Source organism: Clostridium sp. AF35-15 (assembly GCF_003477745.1).
GTDB classification, from domain to species: Bacteria; Bacillota; Clostridia; order Lachnospirales; family Lachnospiraceae; genus Otoolea; species Otoolea fessa.
The window spans coordinates 43,473-61,349 of the sequence record NZ_QUDY01000008.1 but is presented as its reverse complement, the minus strand read 5'-3'; the positions used below and the strand labels follow the sequence as shown (position 1 = coordinate 61,349).

Genomic DNA, 17,877 nt, shown 5'->3' with positions numbered 1-17,877 from the left:
TGTCCTTTCAAAATAAAAAAAGAAGAAAACAAAAAGGTTGAGTTTAATGTCGCCACTAAAACCCAACCTTTACATGGTTCAAACTTATTTGCCTGCGTTGATGCCGTACTTGCGGTTGAACTTATCGATACGTCCGCGGGCAGCGGCTGCTTTCTGCTGGCCTGTGTAGAATGAATGACACTTGGAGCAAACCTCTACGTGGATGTCTTTCTTGGTAGAACCAGTTACGAACTCGTTACCACAGTTGCAAACTACTTTTGCCTGATAATAGGCTGGATGGATTCCTTCTCTCATTTCTTTCACCTCTCTGAATTTTTCATTGCGATTTCCGACCGCTTTTTTAATTGCAAGCCGTCTTAAAACGGCTCTATATAAAGCTCCGCACATCCAGGCACGCTATTCCATCATTTAAGCGTTCCTTCCACTCGTAAGGACGACTCACGCAGATGTCAGAACTACCGTCTGTTAATACAGCCTTATAATTATATCATGGTGTGTACTTTTTAGCAAGCAATTTTATCTATTTTTCAATACTATTTTTCTTCTTACAGTCCTGTTTTCCTGCCTGGAAGAAAGTCCTCACAGATGCGCTATTGGTGAAACATGATTTTTAGTAAAATGACCCCTTTTTCCGCGTGATCTCCACAAATTCCGTATTGTTCTTCGTCTTGGCAAACAGATCCAGGATCCGCTCGACGGTATCCTCCGGTTTCTGCGTGTTGGTCGCCTTGTGGACGATATCGACCGCTTCCGCCTCGGCGGACGAAAGAAGCAGATCATCTCTTCGCGTACCGGAACGCAGGATATCGATCGCCGGGAAGATGCGCTTCTCGGAAAGTTTGCGGTCAAGCACCAGCTCCATGTTGCCGGTTCCCTTAAATTCCTCGTAAATAACATCGTCCATGCGGCTGCCCGTCTCAATCAGCGCGGTCGCCAGAATCGTCAGGCTGCCGCCCTCGCGAATATTTCTCGCCGCACCGAAGAAGCGCTTCGGCATATGCAGCGCTGCCGGATCCAAACCACCTGAAAGAGTTCGTCCACTCGGCGGAACCACCAGGTTGTAAGCCCTCGCCAGACGGGTGATACTGTCTAAAAGAATCATAACGTCCCTTCCGTGCTCGACAAGGCGCTTCGCCCGTTCTACTACCATCTCCGACACACGTTTATGACGCTCCGGCAGCTCGTCAAACGTCGAATAGATGACCTCGACATTTTCTCCCGTTACCGTCTCACGGATATCTGTCACCTCCTCCGGACGCTCATCGATCAGAAGGATGATCAGGTGCATTTCTGGATGGTTCTTTGTGATGGTCGTCGCCACCTGCTTTAACAGGGTGGTCTTTCCGGCTTTTGGCGGGGATACGATCATGCCTCGCTGTCCTTTTCCGATCGGGGACAGCAGATCCATCACACGCATCGCCATGGAAGTCTTAACCCCCGGATATTCCAGGTGCAGACGTTCATTTGGGAAAATTGGCGTCAGATTTTCAAAATTCGGACGTTTTTCCACCACGCTGGTCGGGTATCCATTGACCGAATTAATATATAATAATGCGGCAAATTTCTCCGTCGCCGACTTCACACGACGGCTTCCGCGCACGATATCACCAGTTTTCAGATTAAAACGGCGGATCTGGGACGGCGCCACATAGACGTCATTTTCACCCGGCAGGAAGTTTTCACAACGGATAAATCCAAATCCATCCGGCATAACCTCCAGGATTCCGTTCGCCTCGATGCCGCTGTCCAGCTCCTGAAATTCATTTTTCAGATCCTCCATGCGTGCATTTTCCACCTCAGTACGGGTGCTTTCCATCTGCTGCACCGGCGCGGTACGTTCCGGCTGACTGTACTCGGAGGCTGCTTCTGCCATCTGCGATGCCGGTGCGGTATGTTCCGGCTGGCTATACTCGTTTCTTGCGCTCATCGCTTCATTGTAATTGTTACGCGGCACATAGGAATTTCTCTGATACCCCTCTCGCTGCGTGTACTCGCGTCTGCGATTATCCTGATAACGGGTATTATTATTCTCACGGCGTGTATAGGAGCCGTATTCATTCCGGCGGTATCCGCCTTCGCTGCGGCGCTCATAACTGGAATTCTGCCCTCCCGCAGCCCGTTCTCCGTTGGCAGATCTCCGCGGCTGCGAATACGTCTGTGCCGATGTATTCTGCCCTGCATCAGTTCTGCGCGGCTGCACGTGCATTTCCGTTCTCTCTGCCGGTTCCGCCGATCCAGCCGGATGCTCACTGACAGAAGCCTGGGGCGTTTCTTCTTTCTGTCCCTCTTCCACCGGCTTCTCAAGTTCGCACAGCCGGTCTATGATCTCCGCCTTTTTCAGGGTGCTGATCCCCTTTAACCCCTGTGCCTTCGCCATTTCCCGAAGCTGCACCAGAGGGAGTGTCTTTAATTTTTCTCTCATATAATTCTCCTTGCCCTGTTTAATTGTGTCATATTCTCTGGGATTCAAAAATCAGAAATAAGAAACGTGTGGATGTCTTCCAGGTACTTACACGAAACCGGACAGGCAGATACCTGCCCGGCATACCTTTTTAACATAGCCTTTTATGCTGTGACTGCTCTTTATCCTGCAGCCACCTTGGTTTTATTATAAACGGTTTTCATAAAAATTCAAGTAGACATTTTCTTCATACATATCAATTCAGGAACATAGTAACTGTTCACAGGTAGGAATTTTCTGAACTGAAAATTCCGTACGATACAGTTCCGGCAGCAGATTTTGCCGATTTGGAATGCGTAGCATCGGCAAAATCCATCTGAAAAGAAGCTTTTCTCATTCAGAGCCCTTCAGGAAGCGCAGCCACTCCCCAATCTTCTTCTCATACCCATTTTCTGACGGGCGGTAAAATGTGCTGCCCTCCAGTCCATCCGGCAGGTACTGCTGCTTCACATAATGATTCGGATAATCGTGTGCATACTTGTACCCGTCGCCATGCCCCAGCTTCTCCGCCCCGCTGTAATGGCGATCGCGCAGATGGGACGGCACCGTAAAGTTTCCCTTTAACCTGACCGCCTCCTGTGCCTCATCGACCGCCACATACGCCGCGTTGCTCTTCGGCGCGCTCGCCACATAGGTAGCTGCCTGCGACAGGATAATCCGCGCCTCCGGCAGACCAATCCGTTCCACTGCCAATGCCGCGCTGACCGCAACCTGAATCGCCTGCGGATCCGCATTGCCGACATCCTCCGACGCACAGATCATGATACGCCGCGCAATAAATTTGATATCCTCGCCTGCATCCAGCATCTTCGCTAGATAATAAACTGCCGCATCCGGATCGGTACCGCGCATACTCTTGATAAACGCTGAGATCGTATCGTAATGGTTATCCCCCGTCTTGTCATACTTCACGGCACGGCGCTGGATGCACTCCTGCGCCACATCGAGTGTAATGTGAATCAGCCCATCTCCACTCCGTTCCGTTGTGAGAATACCAAGCTCGATCGCATTGAGCGCCGCGCGCGCGTCTCCGCCTGCCATATCGGCCAGAAAATCCAGAGCCTCGTCCGTCGCCTCCGCGCGATAGCTTCCCATGCCCTTTTCCTTGTCATGGATCGCCCGCTCTAAAAGCTCGCGGATATCCGCATTTTCCAACGGTTTCAGCTCAAAAATACGGGATCGGGAAATCAGCGCCCCGTTGACCTCAAAATACGGATTCTCCGTCGTCGCACCAATGAGCAGAATCGTCCCGTCCTCAACAAACGGCAGAAGATAGTCCTGCTGCCCCTTATTAAAGCGGTGAATCTCGTCGATAAACAGGATCGTGCGCTTTCCGTACATCCCCAGCGCATCCTTGGCATCCTGCACGACCTGTTCCATATCTTTTTTCCCCGCCACCGTCGCGTTGAGCTGCTCAAAACGCGCGCTCGTCGTGTTGGCAATCACGCGCGCCAGCGTCGTTTTGCCCGTTCCGGGCGGTCCGTAAAAAATCAGCGATCCGAGCTTATCCGCCTTGATCGCCCGGTACAAAAGCTTATCCTTTCCTATGATATGCTTCTGTCCCACCACCTCGTCAAGCGTGGACGGGCGCAGCCTGGATGCCAGCGGTGCCTCCTGCTCGATCGTATTTTTCCGCATATAATCAAATAAATCCATCGTATCCTCTCAATCAATCAGACATTCTTCTATTGTAACAAAAGTATATCCTTCCGCCGTCAATGTGTCAATCGTTTCAAGCGCTGCATCGACCGAAGTCTGATATGCATCATGCATCAGCACCACTGTGTGAACCGCCGCATTTTTACAGATATGCTTCACAATCCGCGCCGTATTCCGGCTTTTCCAATCCAGCGTATCGACGTCCCAGAACACCGGCGTCATCGACACTCTCTCCTGAAGCTCCGTACTCCATGAACCATACGGCGGACGTATGTATTCCGGACGTTTTCCCGTGACCGCCTCGATCCAATCGGCCGTCTCCCGAATCTCCTCCACGCTCTTTTCAATCGGCTGGCGCGCCAGATCCACATGTGCCATGCAGTGAACCCCGATGAGATGACCGTCTTTAGCCATCTGTCGCACCAGTTCCTCATTACCCGGAATATTTTCCCCGACCAGAAAAAAAGAGGCTTTCACGCCCCTCTCGCGCAAGCCGTCCAGCAGCTTTTTCGTGTACACCCTGTGCGGTCCATCGTCGAAGGTCAGCGCCAGCTCCCCACCGGAAAAGCATTCCGGGGAGGAAACCGTCTGGTCCGCCTGCTCCACTTCCGCCAAATCTTCCCACTGCATCCCCACCGCCAGCCTGCACACGATTCCTAAGAAACACAGATCCAGCAGCACTGCCGTGCACAGGCAGAGCAGTTTTTTCCTCATGGAACCCTTATTTTGAATGATCCGATTTACCATTTTAGACGTGTCAGCCCTGAACTGTGACAGGGCATCCCCTTTATATTTGCGTTTCCGCTTCCATGTATTATATGAACGCAAAAAAGGATCCAGACCTCCGCATTTCTGTCAGGTCTGAATCCTCTTTTTCTATTTAATGTGCTCTCGGAATCTTTCCGCCAGCCGCAAAAGCAAGTGCAGGAAAGACTCCGAGCGTACATTTTAACCTACTAGCGCCGAAATACCAAAGTAGGACAGCACCACGATACCAAGCACAATCCGATAATATCCGAAAAACTTGAAATCATGCTTGCGGACATATCCCATCAGGAACTTGATCGAGTACACGGACACGCCAAATGCGACCACCATACCAAGAACCAGATAAATGAACTCCGCGAAAGAAAATCCGCCGCCCTGAATGAAAAATTTCACAATCTTTAAAAAACTCGCACCGAACATAACCGGAATCCCAAGGAAGAATGAAAATTCTGCCGCCGCCGGACGTGAACAGCCGATCAGCATCGCGCCCAGAATCGTCGCGCCCGAACGGGAAGTACCCGGAATCATCGCCAGCACCTGGAAACAGCCGATCAGCGCCGCTGTCTGGAACGAAATCTGCGTCACGCGCTCAATCGGAAAATGACGGTGCACGTTTCGATTTTCCAGTACGATAAACAAAACGCCGTAGAGAATCAGCATCGCTGCTACGACATAGCCGTTCATCAGCTTATCCATGAAATGGTCAAGCGGAAGCCCAATCACCGCTGCCGGAATGCAGGCTATAATAATTTTTATCCACAAACGAATTGTACCGCGCTTCTGCGCCATCGATTTGTGCGGTGAAAACGGATTCAATTTATTGAAATACAGCACCATAACCGCCAGAATCGCACCCAGCTGGATGACAACCATAAACACTTCCCGGTACGCCTCGCTGACATCCAGATGGATGATCTCATCCACCAGAATCATATGCCCGGTACTGCTGATCGGAAGCCATTCCGTGAAACCTTCCACGATTCCCAGTACAATTACCTTTAAAATCTCAACAAAACTCATGTCTGCTCCTTCCTACACGTTTTCTATCTGCCAGTCTATCGGGGCAACACCATGTTCTTTTAAAAATTCATTGGTCTTGCTGAACGGGCGGCTGCCGAAAAATCCGCGGTACGCAGACAGCGGGCTCGGATGCGGCGCTTCGAGAATCAGATGCTTCGGATTGTTAAGCATCGATTTCTTCGCTTGTGCCGGACGTCCCCACAGAATAAATACCATCGGACGGTCCTGCTCATTTAAGATCTTGATCGCAGCATCCGTAAACTCCTCCCAGCCGATTCCACGGTGGGAATTAGCCTGATGCGCGCGGACGGTCAGAACTGTGTTCAGCAGCATGACTCCCTGCTTCGCCCATTTCGTCAGATAGCCATTGTTCGGGATGTAGCAGCCGAGATCATCGTGCAATTCCTGATAAATATTCACCAGGGACGGCGGGATTTCCACATCCGGCTTTACCGAAAAGCAAAGCCCATGCGCCTGTCCCGGACCATGGTAGGGATCCTGACCTAAAATAACCACCTTTACCTCGGAAAGAGGGGTAAAATCAAATGCATTGAAAATATCATTCGCATCCGGATATACAACATGCGCCTCATATTCCCGTTTCACAGTATCGTATAACTTTCTGTAATATGGCTTTTTAAACTCTCCGCTGAGCGGAGCCAGCCAGTCATTACTGATTGCTCCCATTGCCCTATCCTCTCGTCCATGTCATTTTCTGTCGTTTTCTGTCAAACGATGGTTCCATTTTAGCACAATCGAAGCGGTTTCTCAAGTTTTGCTTCCCAAATGTCCCCTCCGCAGATAAGTGGACGTTACTGTTCACGCATACGTGCCCAGTAACTAAGTGGGCTCTCAATCACAGGAAGAAAAATTGCGGATAAAGCCGACCGAATTCTGCGGAATCGATACGGTCCTCTCCTGAATATCTCCGACAATCTGGTAAAACTTCTGATTTATCCGATACATATGCGATTTGCGGTTAAAAAAGACCGTTTTTTCAAAGGGCCAGCGGATGACGGTCGGCGTCTTGAAGTCCACTCCCAGCTCGAGAATCAGAAGCGCATGGTTTAAGGTTCCAGCCAGCCATTCCCGGTAGAGATTCCAGCTTTTCAAATAACCCTCCTCGATATACGGATTCGCCAGAACTGTGTTTTCTGTCAGCGGCGCCCCACAGTGCGGGCAGATACCATCCGCCACCTCGCCGCGCTCCCAGATATCCTTCGTACAGCCTTTCGAACACTGAAGCCAGTTCACATTACCGCACGGCGCCGTGATCTTCGCTTCATCCAACGAACTTTCAAAGATGCGCGCATCCTTTGCGGTTGTCACGATAAAATAATCCTTCCCCTCTGTCATCGCTGCCAGCGCCCGGTATGCCTCCTGTACCTCCGCGCCTCCCGCCTTCTCCCATTCACTTCCAAGCCCAATCAGCAGAAATTCGCACGCCTTAATCCGCTCCCGAAGCGTTTTAAGTTCTGCATCTGCTGCCATTTCATTTTCTGTCTTCTCTGCCATCTTAATCTGATTCCCCCGTATAAAAAAGAGTCTGCATCTTCGCGCGAGTGCGCATCATTAGAAATTCCAAGGAATTTCCTATTACACAAAAAGAGCCCGGCATGCGCTCACGCACACGCCAGACTCCCCATCTGTAATGCAATTAGCTCTATGCGAAATTACTTAAATTACTTTAAGGTAACTTTAGCGCCTTCAGCCTCTAATTTAGTCTTGATGTCCTCAGCCTCTTCCTTGGAAGCGCCAGCCTTAACTACCTTCGGAGCACCGTCAACTACTTCCTTAGCCTCTTTCAGACCAAGACCTGTAGCTTCACGAACTACCTTGATAACTTTAACTTTGTTCGGGCCAACCTCTGTCAGCTCTACGTCGAACTCAGTCTTCTCTTCTGCTGCCTCAGCTGCACCTGCTGCTGCTACAACAACGCCTGCTGCTGCGGATACACCGAACTCTTCCTCGCAAGCTTTTACTAAATCGTTTAACTCTAATACGGATAATTCTTTGATTGCCTCAATGAACTCAGCTGTTGTTAACTTTGCCATTTTAATATTCCTCCTGTGATTGAATTTTAAATCGGCCTTATGCGGCCTCTTGCTTTACTATGCGGCTCTCACGCACCTTACACCCTGCTTTGCAGGTAAGGGTCTTATGCCTCCTGCTGCTCTGCGATCTGTTTGATAACACGAGCGAAGTTTGTGATCGGAGACTGCATGCTTCCAAGAAGTTTTCCAAGAAGAACTTCTCTGGACGGGATGGTTGCGATAACCTGCATGCCCTTTGCATCGTAGTAAGTATCCTCTACAACGCCGCCCTTGATCTCAAGCTTGTCTGCTTTTTTAGCGAACTCAGCTAAAATTCTTGCCGGAGCTGTAGCATCCTCTTTGGATACAGCCAGAGCGGTCGGACCCTCCAGATTCGGCTCCAGAGCCTCGAACGCGGTACCCTTAGCAGCGAAACGAATCATGGTGTTCTTATATACTTTATAAGTAACACCAGCTTCTCTTAACTGCTTACGGAGCTGTGTGTCCTGCTCAACTGTCAGTCCACGGTAGTCAACTACTACTGCGCCCTTAGCGCCGTTGAATAATTCTGCGATTTCAGCAACAACCGGCTGCTTTAATTCAACTTTTGCCATGATTGGTTTACCTCCTGTTTTATTTCTATAACCGCCTGGTAAACGTTTTCTGTAAAATAAAATCCCTCCGTCACTCGCAGGACAGGGGGATAGAAATATACAACGATATCAGTTCCCTCGGCAGGCGTATTAACCTTATGCCTTTCGGCACCTGCTGTCTTCGGCAGTTAAACACGATAAGTACTATAACATAGAAGTCAAGGGTTGTCAATAGACCTATTAACTTTTTTTATTTTGTAAAAATGCAGCCGCAACCTCCATATCCTCCGGCGTTGTCACCTTGATATTCCGGTAAGAACCTTCGGTCAGGCGCACCTTGTGATCGGTCATCGTCTCGACCACCATCGCATCATCCGTCACTCCCTGCTGGTACTCTTCCCGACTCATCATCTTGTCATACGCCGCGCGGATCAGCGGGTAAGTAAATCCCTGCGGTGTCTGAATCATCCAGACATGCGCCCGTTCCGGCGTCACAGAGGCAAATCCGTCCGCATCCACCAGCTTGACCGTATCCTTTGACGGCATGCCTGCCACTGCTGCGCTATAACTTCGTATATCTGATACGATACGTTCAATCATCGGCTCGTCCACAAACGGACGCGCCCCGTCATGAATCAGGACGCAGTCCCCCTCCCCATAGGAAAGCTGGCTGCCGAGCGCCTTTAACCCCTCGTAGACCGAATGGTAGCGCTCTTTTCCGCCCGCAACGATAGCGCGCACCTTGGAAAATCCATATTTTCCTACAATCTCGTCCCGGCAGTACGCGATCTCATCCGCCCCGGTCACCAGAATCACATCATCGACCCGGCTCTCCTCAAACGCGTGAAGTGCATACCAGATGACCGGCTTTTCCTCCAGAAGGAGAAACTGCTTCTGAATATTGCTTTTCATCCGTTTTCCCTGTCCGGCTGCCAGAACGATAGCGGCGGTGCGGGTCGGATGCGGTGTAATTTTCTCTTTTCCAAATTGATCCAATGTATGTTCCATCTCGTTTCTCCTCCATGCCAGAACGATCTCTTAAAACACTCTTTTTCCACTTTTTGTCAAATCAATCTTTTAAAAAAATTAACCGCAAAACAATTCTTCCTGAAAAAATTTGTATTATCTCTCGCCCAGCTTCAAATTCGGCACCGCATTCAGATCCCAGCCTGCGCGCGCGCCCTTCTTATATTCATAGTACGCCGCCGCGCCGATCATCGCCGCATTGTCCGTACAGAAGATCGGTGACGGATGGAAGAACTGGATGCCCGCCTCTTTACAGGCCTTCTCCATGCCCGCCCGGAGAGCGGAGTTGGATGCCACACCGCCGGCGATCGCCACGCACTTATAGCCGTGCTGTTTCGCCGCCTCGATCGTGCGCGATACCAATACTTCCACAACCGCATTCTGGAACGAAGCCGCCAGATCCGGCACATTGATCTCCTCGCCCATCATTTTCGCATGGTTAATATAATTTAAGACCGCCGATTTTAAGCCGCTGAAGCTGAAATCATATGGATTGTCGCCCACTTTTGCCCGTGGAAACTCAATCGCATGTGGATTCCCCTCTTTTGCCGCCTTATCGACCTTCGGGCCGCCCGGATAACCGAGCCCGACCGCGCGTGCCACCTTGTCAAAGGCCTCGCCTGCTGCATCGTCTCGGGTGCGTCCCAGAATCTCAAATTCGCCATAATCTTTCACAATCACCAGATGTGTATGTCCGCCTGACACGATCAGGCACATGAACGGCGGTTCCAGATCCGGATTTTCGATGAAATTTGCCGATACGTGCCCCTCGATATGGTGTACGCCGACCAGCGGCTTCTTCGCCGCATACGCGAGTGCTTTGGCTTCCGCCACACCGACCAAAAGCGCGCCAACCAGCCCTGGACCGTAGGTAACTGCAATCGCCGTCATCTCCTCCAGACTCATATGTGCCTCTGTCAGCGCCTCTTCAATAACCTGGTTGATCTTCTCGATATGCTTTCTCGACGCAATCTCCGGCACAACGCCGCCAAACAGCGTGTGAAGATCGATCTGGGAAGATATGATATTGGAAAGAACGGTACGTCCGTTTTTCACGACTGAAGCTGCCGTCTCATCACAGGAACTCTCGATTGCAAGAATGTAAACATCTTCTGATGGGTGTCCGTTTTCTGTATCATGCACGGAAATCTCTGCCCCCGATACCGGAGCTTTCCCTGGTCCCTGTTCCAATGCTCCTGAAACTGGCATTTCCATCCGTTCTTCCTTCTTTTCTTCTATATTCTCTCTCTTTTCTTCCGTCTGCATCGCCCTTACTCCTCATCAAATCCCAGCTCTGCCGTCCAGCCATCGCGGGCGGCTTTCGCTCTCGGGAATATCTCACGCACTTTATCCATATAATCATCCGGACGGATGAGCGACGGGCTGTAATGAGTCAGCCACATTTCCTTCGGCTGGGCCTCCTTCGCCAGGTGCGCCGCCTCCTGGAATGTCATATGCTTGTATTCTCTCGCCTTGGCTTCTTTCCCGTCCTCGCCGTACATGCCTTCACAGATAAACAGATCCGCATCCTTCGCGTACTCCGCAATTACCGGAAGCGGTCTCGTATCGGTACAGTATGACACCTTGATTCCCTTCCGGTCACCTCCGAGCACCATATCCGGTGTCAGCGTTCTGCCTTCCTCCTCGATCGTCTCCCCCTTCTGCAGGCGGCTCCAGAACTTCTGCGGAATCTCCTGCGCCCGCGCGCGTTCCACATCGAACCGTCCCTTTCTCGGAATCGAAATCGAGTACCCATAACAGGTCACATTATGGTTGACCCGGTACGCATCGATCACATACGGTCCAATCTGAAGCTGCTGTCTCGGCTCCGTCAGCTCGATAAACTCAAGCTGAAACGGCAATTCCGGCGCGATCGTCCGCAGTGCCGTCACCACGCGTTCCAGTCCCTTCGGTCCAATCATCGTGATCGGCTCCGTCCGCTCCGCATTTCCCATCGTCAACAAAAGTCCCGGCAGACCGCTGATATGATCCGCGTGATAATGTGTAAAACAAATCACATCCACCGGCTTCGGACTCCAGCCCTTTTCTTTCAACGCAATCTGCGTGCCTTCCCCGCAGTCTATCAGCAAATTGCTGCCCGAGCAGCGGACCATCAAAGCCGTCAGCCACCGATACGGCAGCGGCATCATCCCGCCCGTTCCCAGCAAACATACATCTAACATGGAACATCCTCTTTTCTATTAAATAAATGATTCATAATAAATCTTTTTAATTAAAAGTCATGCAAAAAGCTGTCAAAACAGCTTTTCTCCTAACTCCCATATCATTTAATAATATCATAAAGAAATACTATGTTGCAAGCCAGAAATTCAGCAATCCAATTCACTGGCGAGACGCAGATGGCGCACCGCCTGTCCCGCGTTTCTCCGTTCCCCTCACGACTCTACAATAGTTCCGTCCTCTCCTCCTTATCTGCCTCAATCAGAAATTCCCGCGTCACTCCATCATAGCACTCCTCGCACAGATCAAAATGATGCACCTCCCCATCTTTCTCCGAAAAATAGTCCCATGCCACATCAAAATGCGCCGCTCCTTCGCGCAGAATGCCTTCTTTCACCGCCAGCTTCTTCCCGCACCGGTTGCAGACAACCGACAGAAGAATGCCGCTCTCTCCATATTTTCTCATGCTCTCCTCGCCTTTCTCTTCTATATACGCAAAATGGAGAAGCCATGTCCTCCACAGCTTCTCCATCATTATACTGTTTTTTATACCGGTTTTTAAGCGGAAAGTGCTGGAAATACTTACAGTACCTTATATCCCTTCGATGTCAGGCAGATGCTGACCTCCCTCACATCGTCCGTGTGAAGCACCATAACCGGCTTGCCAGAATCACGATTGAAGGAGAGATACAGGTAATCTACATTGATATTGCTCTCTTCGAGGGAAATTAACAGACGGTTGAGTGCTCCGACCTCGTCATCCAGTTCGACGCCAAGCACCTCTGTCAGACGACAGAGATAACCAGCTTCCGCCAGCACTTTCTCCGCGTGCTCTGGATTAGAAACAACCATACGGATAATACCGTACTCCGCACTGTCATTCGTGATCGAACCCCAGATGTTAATATTCTCCTTCTGAAGAAGGGATGTAATATTCTGTAAACGTCCTTTCTTATTCTCTGCAAAAATAGATACCTGACTCAGCATATGAACCTCCTACCGTTCTTTTCTTTTAATTTAACACTGTAAAGTGTTACGCTTTTATCTGTTAAACAGTATACTCATTTCCATTTCATCTGTCAATGCTTTTTCCGCTTCTTTTCCAATAAATCAGCGCATCTTCCGTCGGCCCGCTGTAATAATTCTTCCGAACCGCCTCTTTCTGAAAGCCATACGCCTCATACAGCGCAATCGCCGGGGCATTGGATGCACGCACCTCCAAGGTGATATCCTCGACGTTTTCTTCCTCTGCTTCCCTTAACAGCCGTTCCATCAGAAGCCGCCCATAGCCGCGCCCCCGGCACGCGCCGTGAACCGCGATCCGCATCAGCTCGCCTTCCCCGGCAATGACGCGGAAATTGCTGTAGCCACAGACGGTTTCATCCTCTTTCAGCACCCAGGCTTTATCCCAGCTGCTCGTCAGCAGATCCTGTAAAAGCTTCTCCGACCATGCATCCGAAAAGCATTCCAGTTCCAGTGCCCGGACCGCAGGAAGATCCCCCGGCTGTAAATCCACTATCTGAACACAAAGCTCTTTTTGCGTTCCCGTTCCTGCCGCCATTATTTCTTCTCCACGACCACAATACCGGCTGCCAGCTTATCCATCTCGCCCTGGCGCTCTGCGACCTCGCGCTCGCGCTCCGCCTGCGATTTCCGCAGATAATCCGGCTTATGCTCGGCTGCCGTCTCGGTCTTTCCCTCTGCCAGATACACTGCGCCAAGCGCTGCCACCGCCGAAGCTCGCTGACGGCTCGCCTGTGCCGGTGCAAACGAATACGGCACCTTCATCTCTTCCTCGATCACCGCCCGGTTGACCGGCACACCGTCCCCCAGGAAAATCACGCGCTCGCCGCGCTCATTTAACTCGGCAATCAACGCATGGATATCCGTAATGCACTGTTCTTTCACAATCTCGAACTTCTCTTCATACCGATAGAGCCCCGTGTACACCTGCTGCCGTCTCGCATCCAGCATCGGGCAGATGAGCGCCGAAGCCCCGTACAGACAATATCCCATCGCATCCATCGTCGGCACATGGATCAGCGGCTTCCCAAGCGCCAGTCCCAGTCCTTTCGCTGTCGCAGAGCCAATCCGAAGCCCCGTAAAAGAGCCCGGACCGCCGGATACTGCGATTGCATCGATGCTTTCCAACGGCACCTCCAGCATTTTCACAATCTCATCAATCATCGGAAGAAGTGTCTGCGAATGCGTTTTTTTCTGATTCACCGTATATTCCGCCGTGATCACATCATCCGTAACAATAGCAACCGATGCCACCAGGGATGCGCTTTCGATTCCCAAAATTCTCATTTTCTCTTTCCTCCTGTCGCCGGCTACTGCTCGTTTACTGAAATTTTCCGGTAATCAAAGCCCTTTTCCAGATCCTTTTCAATCGTGATCTGGATCGGATGTTCCGGCAGGATCTCGCGGATGCGCTCCGACCATTCGATCAGGCAGATGCCCTCGCCGTAGAAATAGTCCTCATAGCCAATCTCATCCATCTCGTCCACATCGCCGAGACGATATACATCAAAATGGTAGAGCGGCAGGCGCCCATCGTCGTACTCCTGCACGATCGTGAAAGTCGGGCTGTTGACCGGTTCCTGAATTCCAAGTCCCGCGGCAAACCCCTGCGTAAAAACCGTCTTTCCTACGCCCAGATCACCATTCAAACAATACACCTGCCCTGCCTGCGCTTCCATTCCAAGCTTTTTTCCAAACGCATACGTCTCTTCCGGGCTGTTTGTTTCTATCATCATGCTCGAATTCCTCTTCTCTTTTCCTGCGGCAGATTTCTTGTAAGCATACTGAGAAAAATCTGCTCCTCCGAACCTCTGAACACGCGCTTCGGCATCAGGTACGCCTTGTCTCGACCTAGGTAAAGCACATAGATTCCCGCGATCTTTTTCACTTTTACCAGCTTATCCCAGCTGATCTCACCCTTGCCGTTCGCCTGGCGGGCACGGATGCCCTCGTCTCCAATGTGAAATACAATCTCAGCTCCCGTTTTCGCATCCCGGGCGGTGCGCTCTGCCTGTTTCCAGATTGCAAAAATCTGAAAGCCTGTCAAGGCAATCACTCCCAGAATCACCAGATTCGTCACCTGCGTTCCCAGACGTTCCTCGCTGGCTGCCGCTGCAATAATAACGAGCACCGTCAGTATGATGCATCCGATTCCACGCAGTCCCGCCCAGAAATTGTACATCGAATAAATAAAAATCTCTTTTGGCTGTATTTTTACACGTAAGTCCATTTTATCTTCTCCCTAATTTTCTATGCCTTATCCGCCGCCCCATTCCAGTCAGCGCTCCTGCATCCTATAACCAACGGCTGAATCTGCCGTGGTTTACTTCGTCTCCCGGATTTTCATCGTCAGCGAAATGCGCTTCTTCGCCACATCAACCGCCAGCACCTTGACCTCCACGATATCCCCGACGCTGACCGCCTCCAGCGGATGCTTGATATAGCGGTCTGTCATCTGGGACACGTGAACCAGACCATCCTGATGCACGCCGATATCCACAAACGCACCGAAATCAATGACATTCCGCACGGTTCCTTTTAAAATCATGCCCGGCTTCAAATCCTTCATTTCCAGCACATCCGTGCGGAGAATCGGCTTCGGCATCTCCTCACGCGGGTCGCGCGCCGGTTTTTCCAACTCGCTCACGATATCGAGTAAGGTCGGCTCGCCGATCGAAAGCTCTTTTGCCAGCTTTGCCGTATCCGCGATCTCCTTGCGGATATTGCGGATGCCGCCCGCCGCGATCTCCTTCGGATCATGTCCAAGCTGCTTTAAAAGTGCCTCCGCTGCTTTATAGCTCTCCGGGTGCACACTCGTCGCATCGAGCGGATTCTTGCCGCCCTGGATCCGCATAAATCCGGCGCACTGTTCATACGCCTTCGGTCCCAGCTTCGCCACCTTCAAAAGCTCACGGCGCGTTGAAAATGCGCCATTCTCCTCCCGATATGCCACGATATTTTTCGCAATCGTCTTGTTAATGCCGGAAATATAGGCGAGCAGCGGCGCCGATGCCGTATTCAGATCCACGCCGACCTTATTTACGCACGTTTCCACCACGCCCTGCAGCGCCTCGCTTAAATTTTTCTGGTTCATATCATGCTGGTACTGACCGACTCCAATGGATTTCGGATCAATTTTTACCAGCTCCGCCAGTGGATCCTGCAGGCGTCTCGCGATCGATGCCGCACTTCTCTGTCCGACGTCAAACTGCGGAAATTCCTCCGTCGCCAGCTTGCTCGCCGAATAAACCGACGCGCCCGCCTCATTGACGATGACATACTGAACTTTCTCCGGAATTTCTTTTAAGAGTTCCACGATGATCTGCTCAGATTCTCGGCTTGCCGTACCATTCCCCACTGAGATCAGGGAAATGCCGTACTTGCGGATCAGCTTTTTCACGATCTCCTTCGACTCTTCCACGCGGTTCTGCGGCGCAGTCGGGTAAATGACCGTCGTATCGAGCACTTTTCCCGTCTCATCCACAACTGCCAGCTTGCAGCCCGTCCGGAATGCCGGATCCCAGCCGAGCACCACGCATCCTGCGATCGGCGGCTGCATCAGGAGCTGTTCCAGGTTCTTGCCAAATACCTGAATCGCGCCGTTCTCTGCCGTTTCTGTCAGCCTTGCGCGGATCTCGCGCTCGATGGCCGGTCCGATCAGGCGGCGGTAGCTGTCCAGAATCACTTCTTCCATCACGCGCGCCGCATCCCCATCCGGGCGGATAATCAGCTGTTTCTCCATATACCGGACAATCTGCTCCTCCGGCGCTATAAGCTTCACGCTCAGAATCTTCTCTTTCTCACCGCGGTTGATCGCCAGCACACGGTGTCCCGCCAGCTTTTTGACTGGTTCGGAGAAATGATAGTACATCTCGTACACCGACTGTATCTTCTCATCCTTTGCGGATGCCTCCAAAAGACCGTCCTGCATCGTCTTTTTACGTGCGTAGTTGCGGTATTTTGCCATCTCGCTGATCTGCTCAGCCAGAATATCACGCGCGCCGTCTATTGCCTCTGAAACATCTGCAACACCCTTTTCTTCCGACACATACTTCGCCGCCTCCGCCTCCAGGCTGCCGCCCGCTTCCTGCTTGTAAATCCAGACTGCTAACGGTTCCAGCCCTTTCTCACGGGCAATTCCGGCACGGGTGCGCCGTTTCGGGCGGTACGGAAGATAAAGATCTTCCACCGCAACCAGCGTCGCCGCATCGCGGATCTGTTTCTCCAGCGCCGGAGTCAGCTTCTCCTGGGCGCGGATCGCACCGATCACCTGCTCCTTTTTATCCTCCAGATTCCGAAGATAGCGCAGTCGCTCATCTAGCTGGCGCAGCACCTCATCATTCAGGGAACCGGTCGCCTCCTTGCGGTAGCGCGCGATGAACGGGATCGTGTTTCCCTCATCGATCAGCTTTACCGCCGCTTCGACCTGATTTCTCCCTATCTGAAGCTCTTCTTTCAATGCCTGTATAATATCCATGCAAAAACTCTCCTTCAATATCAATACGCTGTTTAATCATACCATTCCAGCGCATATTTCGCAAGTCAATGCCTAACTGGACAAGCGGCTTTATTCATGATACACTTTTATCGGATTCAATCCGCCAGATGGGCATAGATTTTGTTTTGCCCTATTCAGCGGCTGTCTCTAATTTTCAGAAAAGGATGTAGCTGTTTTCTTTTTTCACAGTTATGAAAGGATTAGATATACGATGAGTTATTACGATGAAACACCTTCTCCGAAGGAACATTCAGATACAAATGAAACCCGGCGCAATCGTTCGCGCCGCTATGCCACGATGTCAATGATGTGCGGCATCTTCGCATTTTTCTCCCTGTTTTTGAGTTTTTCCGCCGCGATTCTGCTCGGAATGTCGGCGAATGTACTGTTTGTCCTATCCAAGGAGGAAGGACAGCCGCGGCGCGGCAGCGCAGTGGTCGGGCTGATACTGGGAGTTATGTCTACCATCTTTGGAGTAGTTGAGTTTTTCTGCCTGATCCAGGTGTACCATATGATTACGGATCCGCAATATGCGCCGTTTTTTGATCAGGCAATGGAGTTGTATGAGAGTTTGATTTGTCCGTTACAATAAAATGATTGGCAAGGGGACCTTTT

At 51.1% G+C, this 17,877-nt stretch carries 20 protein-coding genes and 1 other annotated feature; of the genes, 1 reads left to right on the top strand and 19 read right to left on the bottom strand.

What is annotated here, in order from left to right; all coding sequences use genetic code 11:
* Window positions 1-84: 84 nt before the first annotated feature.
* The 19 genes from rpmE to DWZ76_RS10260 form a co-directional block, all read right to left on the bottom strand.
* Complete coding sequence (gene rpmE / locus DWZ76_RS10350) at window positions 85-294, bottom strand: 50S ribosomal protein L31 (protein ID WP_022360607.1); 210 nt, start codon at window positions 292-294, stop codon at window positions 85-87.
* Between the two features lie 316 nt (window positions 295-610).
* A complete protein-coding gene (gene rho / locus DWZ76_RS10345; protein WP_118472587.1) occupies window positions 611-2,422 on the bottom strand; it encodes a transcription termination factor Rho in 1,812 nt (603 codons plus the stop codon).
* A 372-nt stretch (window positions 2,423-2,794) separates the two neighbouring features.
* Entirely contained in the window at window positions 2,795-4,117 is a 1,323-nt protein-coding gene (locus DWZ76_RS10340) for a replication-associated recombination protein A (RefSeq protein ID WP_118472586.1), read from the bottom strand.
* A 9-nt stretch (window positions 4,118-4,126) separates the two neighbouring features.
* Window positions 4,127-4,834: a polysaccharide deacetylase family protein gene (locus DWZ76_RS10335; protein WP_182431311.1), complete on the bottom strand. Its 708-nt coding sequence runs from the start codon at window positions 4,832-4,834 to the stop codon at window positions 4,127-4,129.
* A gap of 234 nt (window positions 4,835-5,068) precedes the next feature.
* Complete coding sequence (locus tag DWZ76_RS10330; RefSeq protein ID WP_022360611.1) at window positions 5,069-5,908, bottom strand: undecaprenyl-diphosphate phosphatase; 840 nt, start codon at window positions 5,906-5,908, stop codon at window positions 5,069-5,071.
* A 12-nt stretch (window positions 5,909-5,920) separates the two neighbouring features.
* Complete coding sequence (locus tag DWZ76_RS10325; protein ID WP_107001385.1) at window positions 5,921-6,595, bottom strand: uracil-DNA glycosylase; 675 nt, start codon at window positions 6,593-6,595, stop codon at window positions 5,921-5,923.
* Window positions 6,596-6,760: 165 nt separating this feature from the next.
* Window positions 6,761-7,423: a hypothetical protein gene (locus DWZ76_RS10320; protein ID WP_107001384.1), complete on the bottom strand. Its 663-nt coding sequence runs from the start codon at window positions 7,421-7,423 to the stop codon at window positions 6,761-6,763.
* 167 nt (window positions 7,424-7,590) lie between these two features.
* Window positions 7,591-7,962 (bottom strand): 50S ribosomal protein L7/L12, encoded by a 372-nt coding sequence (rplL, locus tag DWZ76_RS10315; RefSeq protein WP_107001383.1) that lies wholly within the window; start codon window positions 7,960-7,962, stop codon window positions 7,591-7,593.
* A 104-nt stretch (window positions 7,963-8,066) separates the two neighbouring features.
* On the bottom strand, window positions 8,067-8,555 hold the full coding sequence (gene rplJ / locus DWZ76_RS10310) for a 50S ribosomal protein L10 (RefSeq protein ID WP_022360614.1): 489 nt from the start codon (window positions 8,553-8,555) through the stop codon (window positions 8,067-8,069).
* A gap of 47 nt (window positions 8,556-8,602) precedes the next feature.
* Window positions 8,603-8,737, bottom strand: a sequence feature (ribosomal protein L10 leader region).
* A gap of 37 nt (window positions 8,738-8,774) precedes the next feature.
* Window positions 8,775-9,542: a 2-C-methyl-D-erythritol 4-phosphate cytidylyltransferase gene (ispD, locus tag DWZ76_RS10305; RefSeq protein ID WP_107001382.1), complete on the bottom strand. Its 768-nt coding sequence runs from the start codon at window positions 9,540-9,542 to the stop codon at window positions 8,775-8,777.
* Between the two features lie 114 nt (window positions 9,543-9,656).
* Window positions 9,657-10,826: a tRNA (adenosine(37)-N6)-threonylcarbamoyltransferase complex transferase subunit TsaD gene (tsaD, locus tag DWZ76_RS10300; protein ID WP_233430265.1), complete on the bottom strand. Its 1,170-nt coding sequence runs from the start codon at window positions 10,824-10,826 to the stop codon at window positions 9,657-9,659.
* A 5-nt stretch (window positions 10,827-10,831) separates the two neighbouring features.
* Complete coding sequence (locus DWZ76_RS10295) at window positions 10,832-11,743, bottom strand: ribonuclease Z (protein ID WP_107001381.1); 912 nt, start codon at window positions 11,741-11,743, stop codon at window positions 10,832-10,834.
* A 221-nt stretch (window positions 11,744-11,964) separates the two neighbouring features.
* Window positions 11,965-12,207: a hypothetical protein gene (locus DWZ76_RS10290; RefSeq protein ID WP_181357235.1), complete on the bottom strand. Its 243-nt coding sequence runs from the start codon at window positions 12,205-12,207 to the stop codon at window positions 11,965-11,967.
* Window positions 12,208-12,323: 116 nt separating this feature from the next.
* Entirely contained in the window at window positions 12,324-12,728 is a 405-nt protein-coding gene (locus DWZ76_RS10285; RefSeq protein ID WP_022360619.1) for an ACT domain protein, read from the bottom strand.
* An 85-nt stretch (window positions 12,729-12,813) separates the two neighbouring features.
* Window positions 12,814-13,302 carry a ribosomal protein S18-alanine N-acetyltransferase gene (gene rimI / locus DWZ76_RS10280; RefSeq protein WP_107001379.1) on the bottom strand — a complete coding sequence of 163 codons (489 nt, stop codon included), beginning with the start codon at window positions 13,300-13,302 and terminating at the stop codon, window positions 12,814-12,816.
* Window positions 13,302-14,051, bottom strand: coding sequence for a tRNA (adenosine(37)-N6)-threonylcarbamoyltransferase complex dimerization subunit type 1 TsaB (gene tsaB, locus DWZ76_RS10275; RefSeq protein ID WP_107001378.1), 750 nt, complete (start codon window positions 14,049-14,051; stop codon window positions 13,302-13,304). Before tsaB ends, rimI begins: the two co-directional genes overlap by 1 nt.
* Window positions 14,052-14,074: 23 nt before the next feature.
* Complete coding sequence (gene tsaE, locus DWZ76_RS10270; protein WP_022360622.1) at window positions 14,075-14,500, bottom strand: tRNA (adenosine(37)-N6)-threonylcarbamoyltransferase complex ATPase subunit type 1 TsaE; 426 nt, start codon at window positions 14,498-14,500, stop codon at window positions 14,075-14,077.
* A complete protein-coding gene (locus DWZ76_RS10265) occupies window positions 14,497-14,994 on the bottom strand; it encodes a YcxB family protein (protein ID WP_107001377.1) in 498 nt (165 codons plus the stop codon). Before DWZ76_RS10265 ends, tsaE begins: the two co-directional genes overlap by 4 nt.
* A 93-nt stretch (window positions 14,995-15,087) precedes the next feature.
* The gene (locus DWZ76_RS10260; RefSeq protein WP_107001376.1) at window positions 15,088-17,241 is read right to left on the bottom strand and encodes a Tex family protein; all 2,154 of its coding nucleotides are present in this window, start codon (window positions 17,239-17,241) and stop codon (window positions 15,088-15,090) included.
* Window positions 17,242-17,473: 232 nt separating this feature from the next.
* On the opposite strand from DWZ76_RS10260, the gene DWZ76_RS10255 reads away from it, so the two are divergent.
* Window positions 17,474-17,854 (top strand): hypothetical protein, encoded by a 381-nt coding sequence (locus DWZ76_RS10255; RefSeq protein WP_107001375.1) that lies wholly within the window; start codon window positions 17,474-17,476, stop codon window positions 17,852-17,854.
* The last annotated feature ends 23 nt before the right edge of the window (window positions 17,855-17,877 follow it).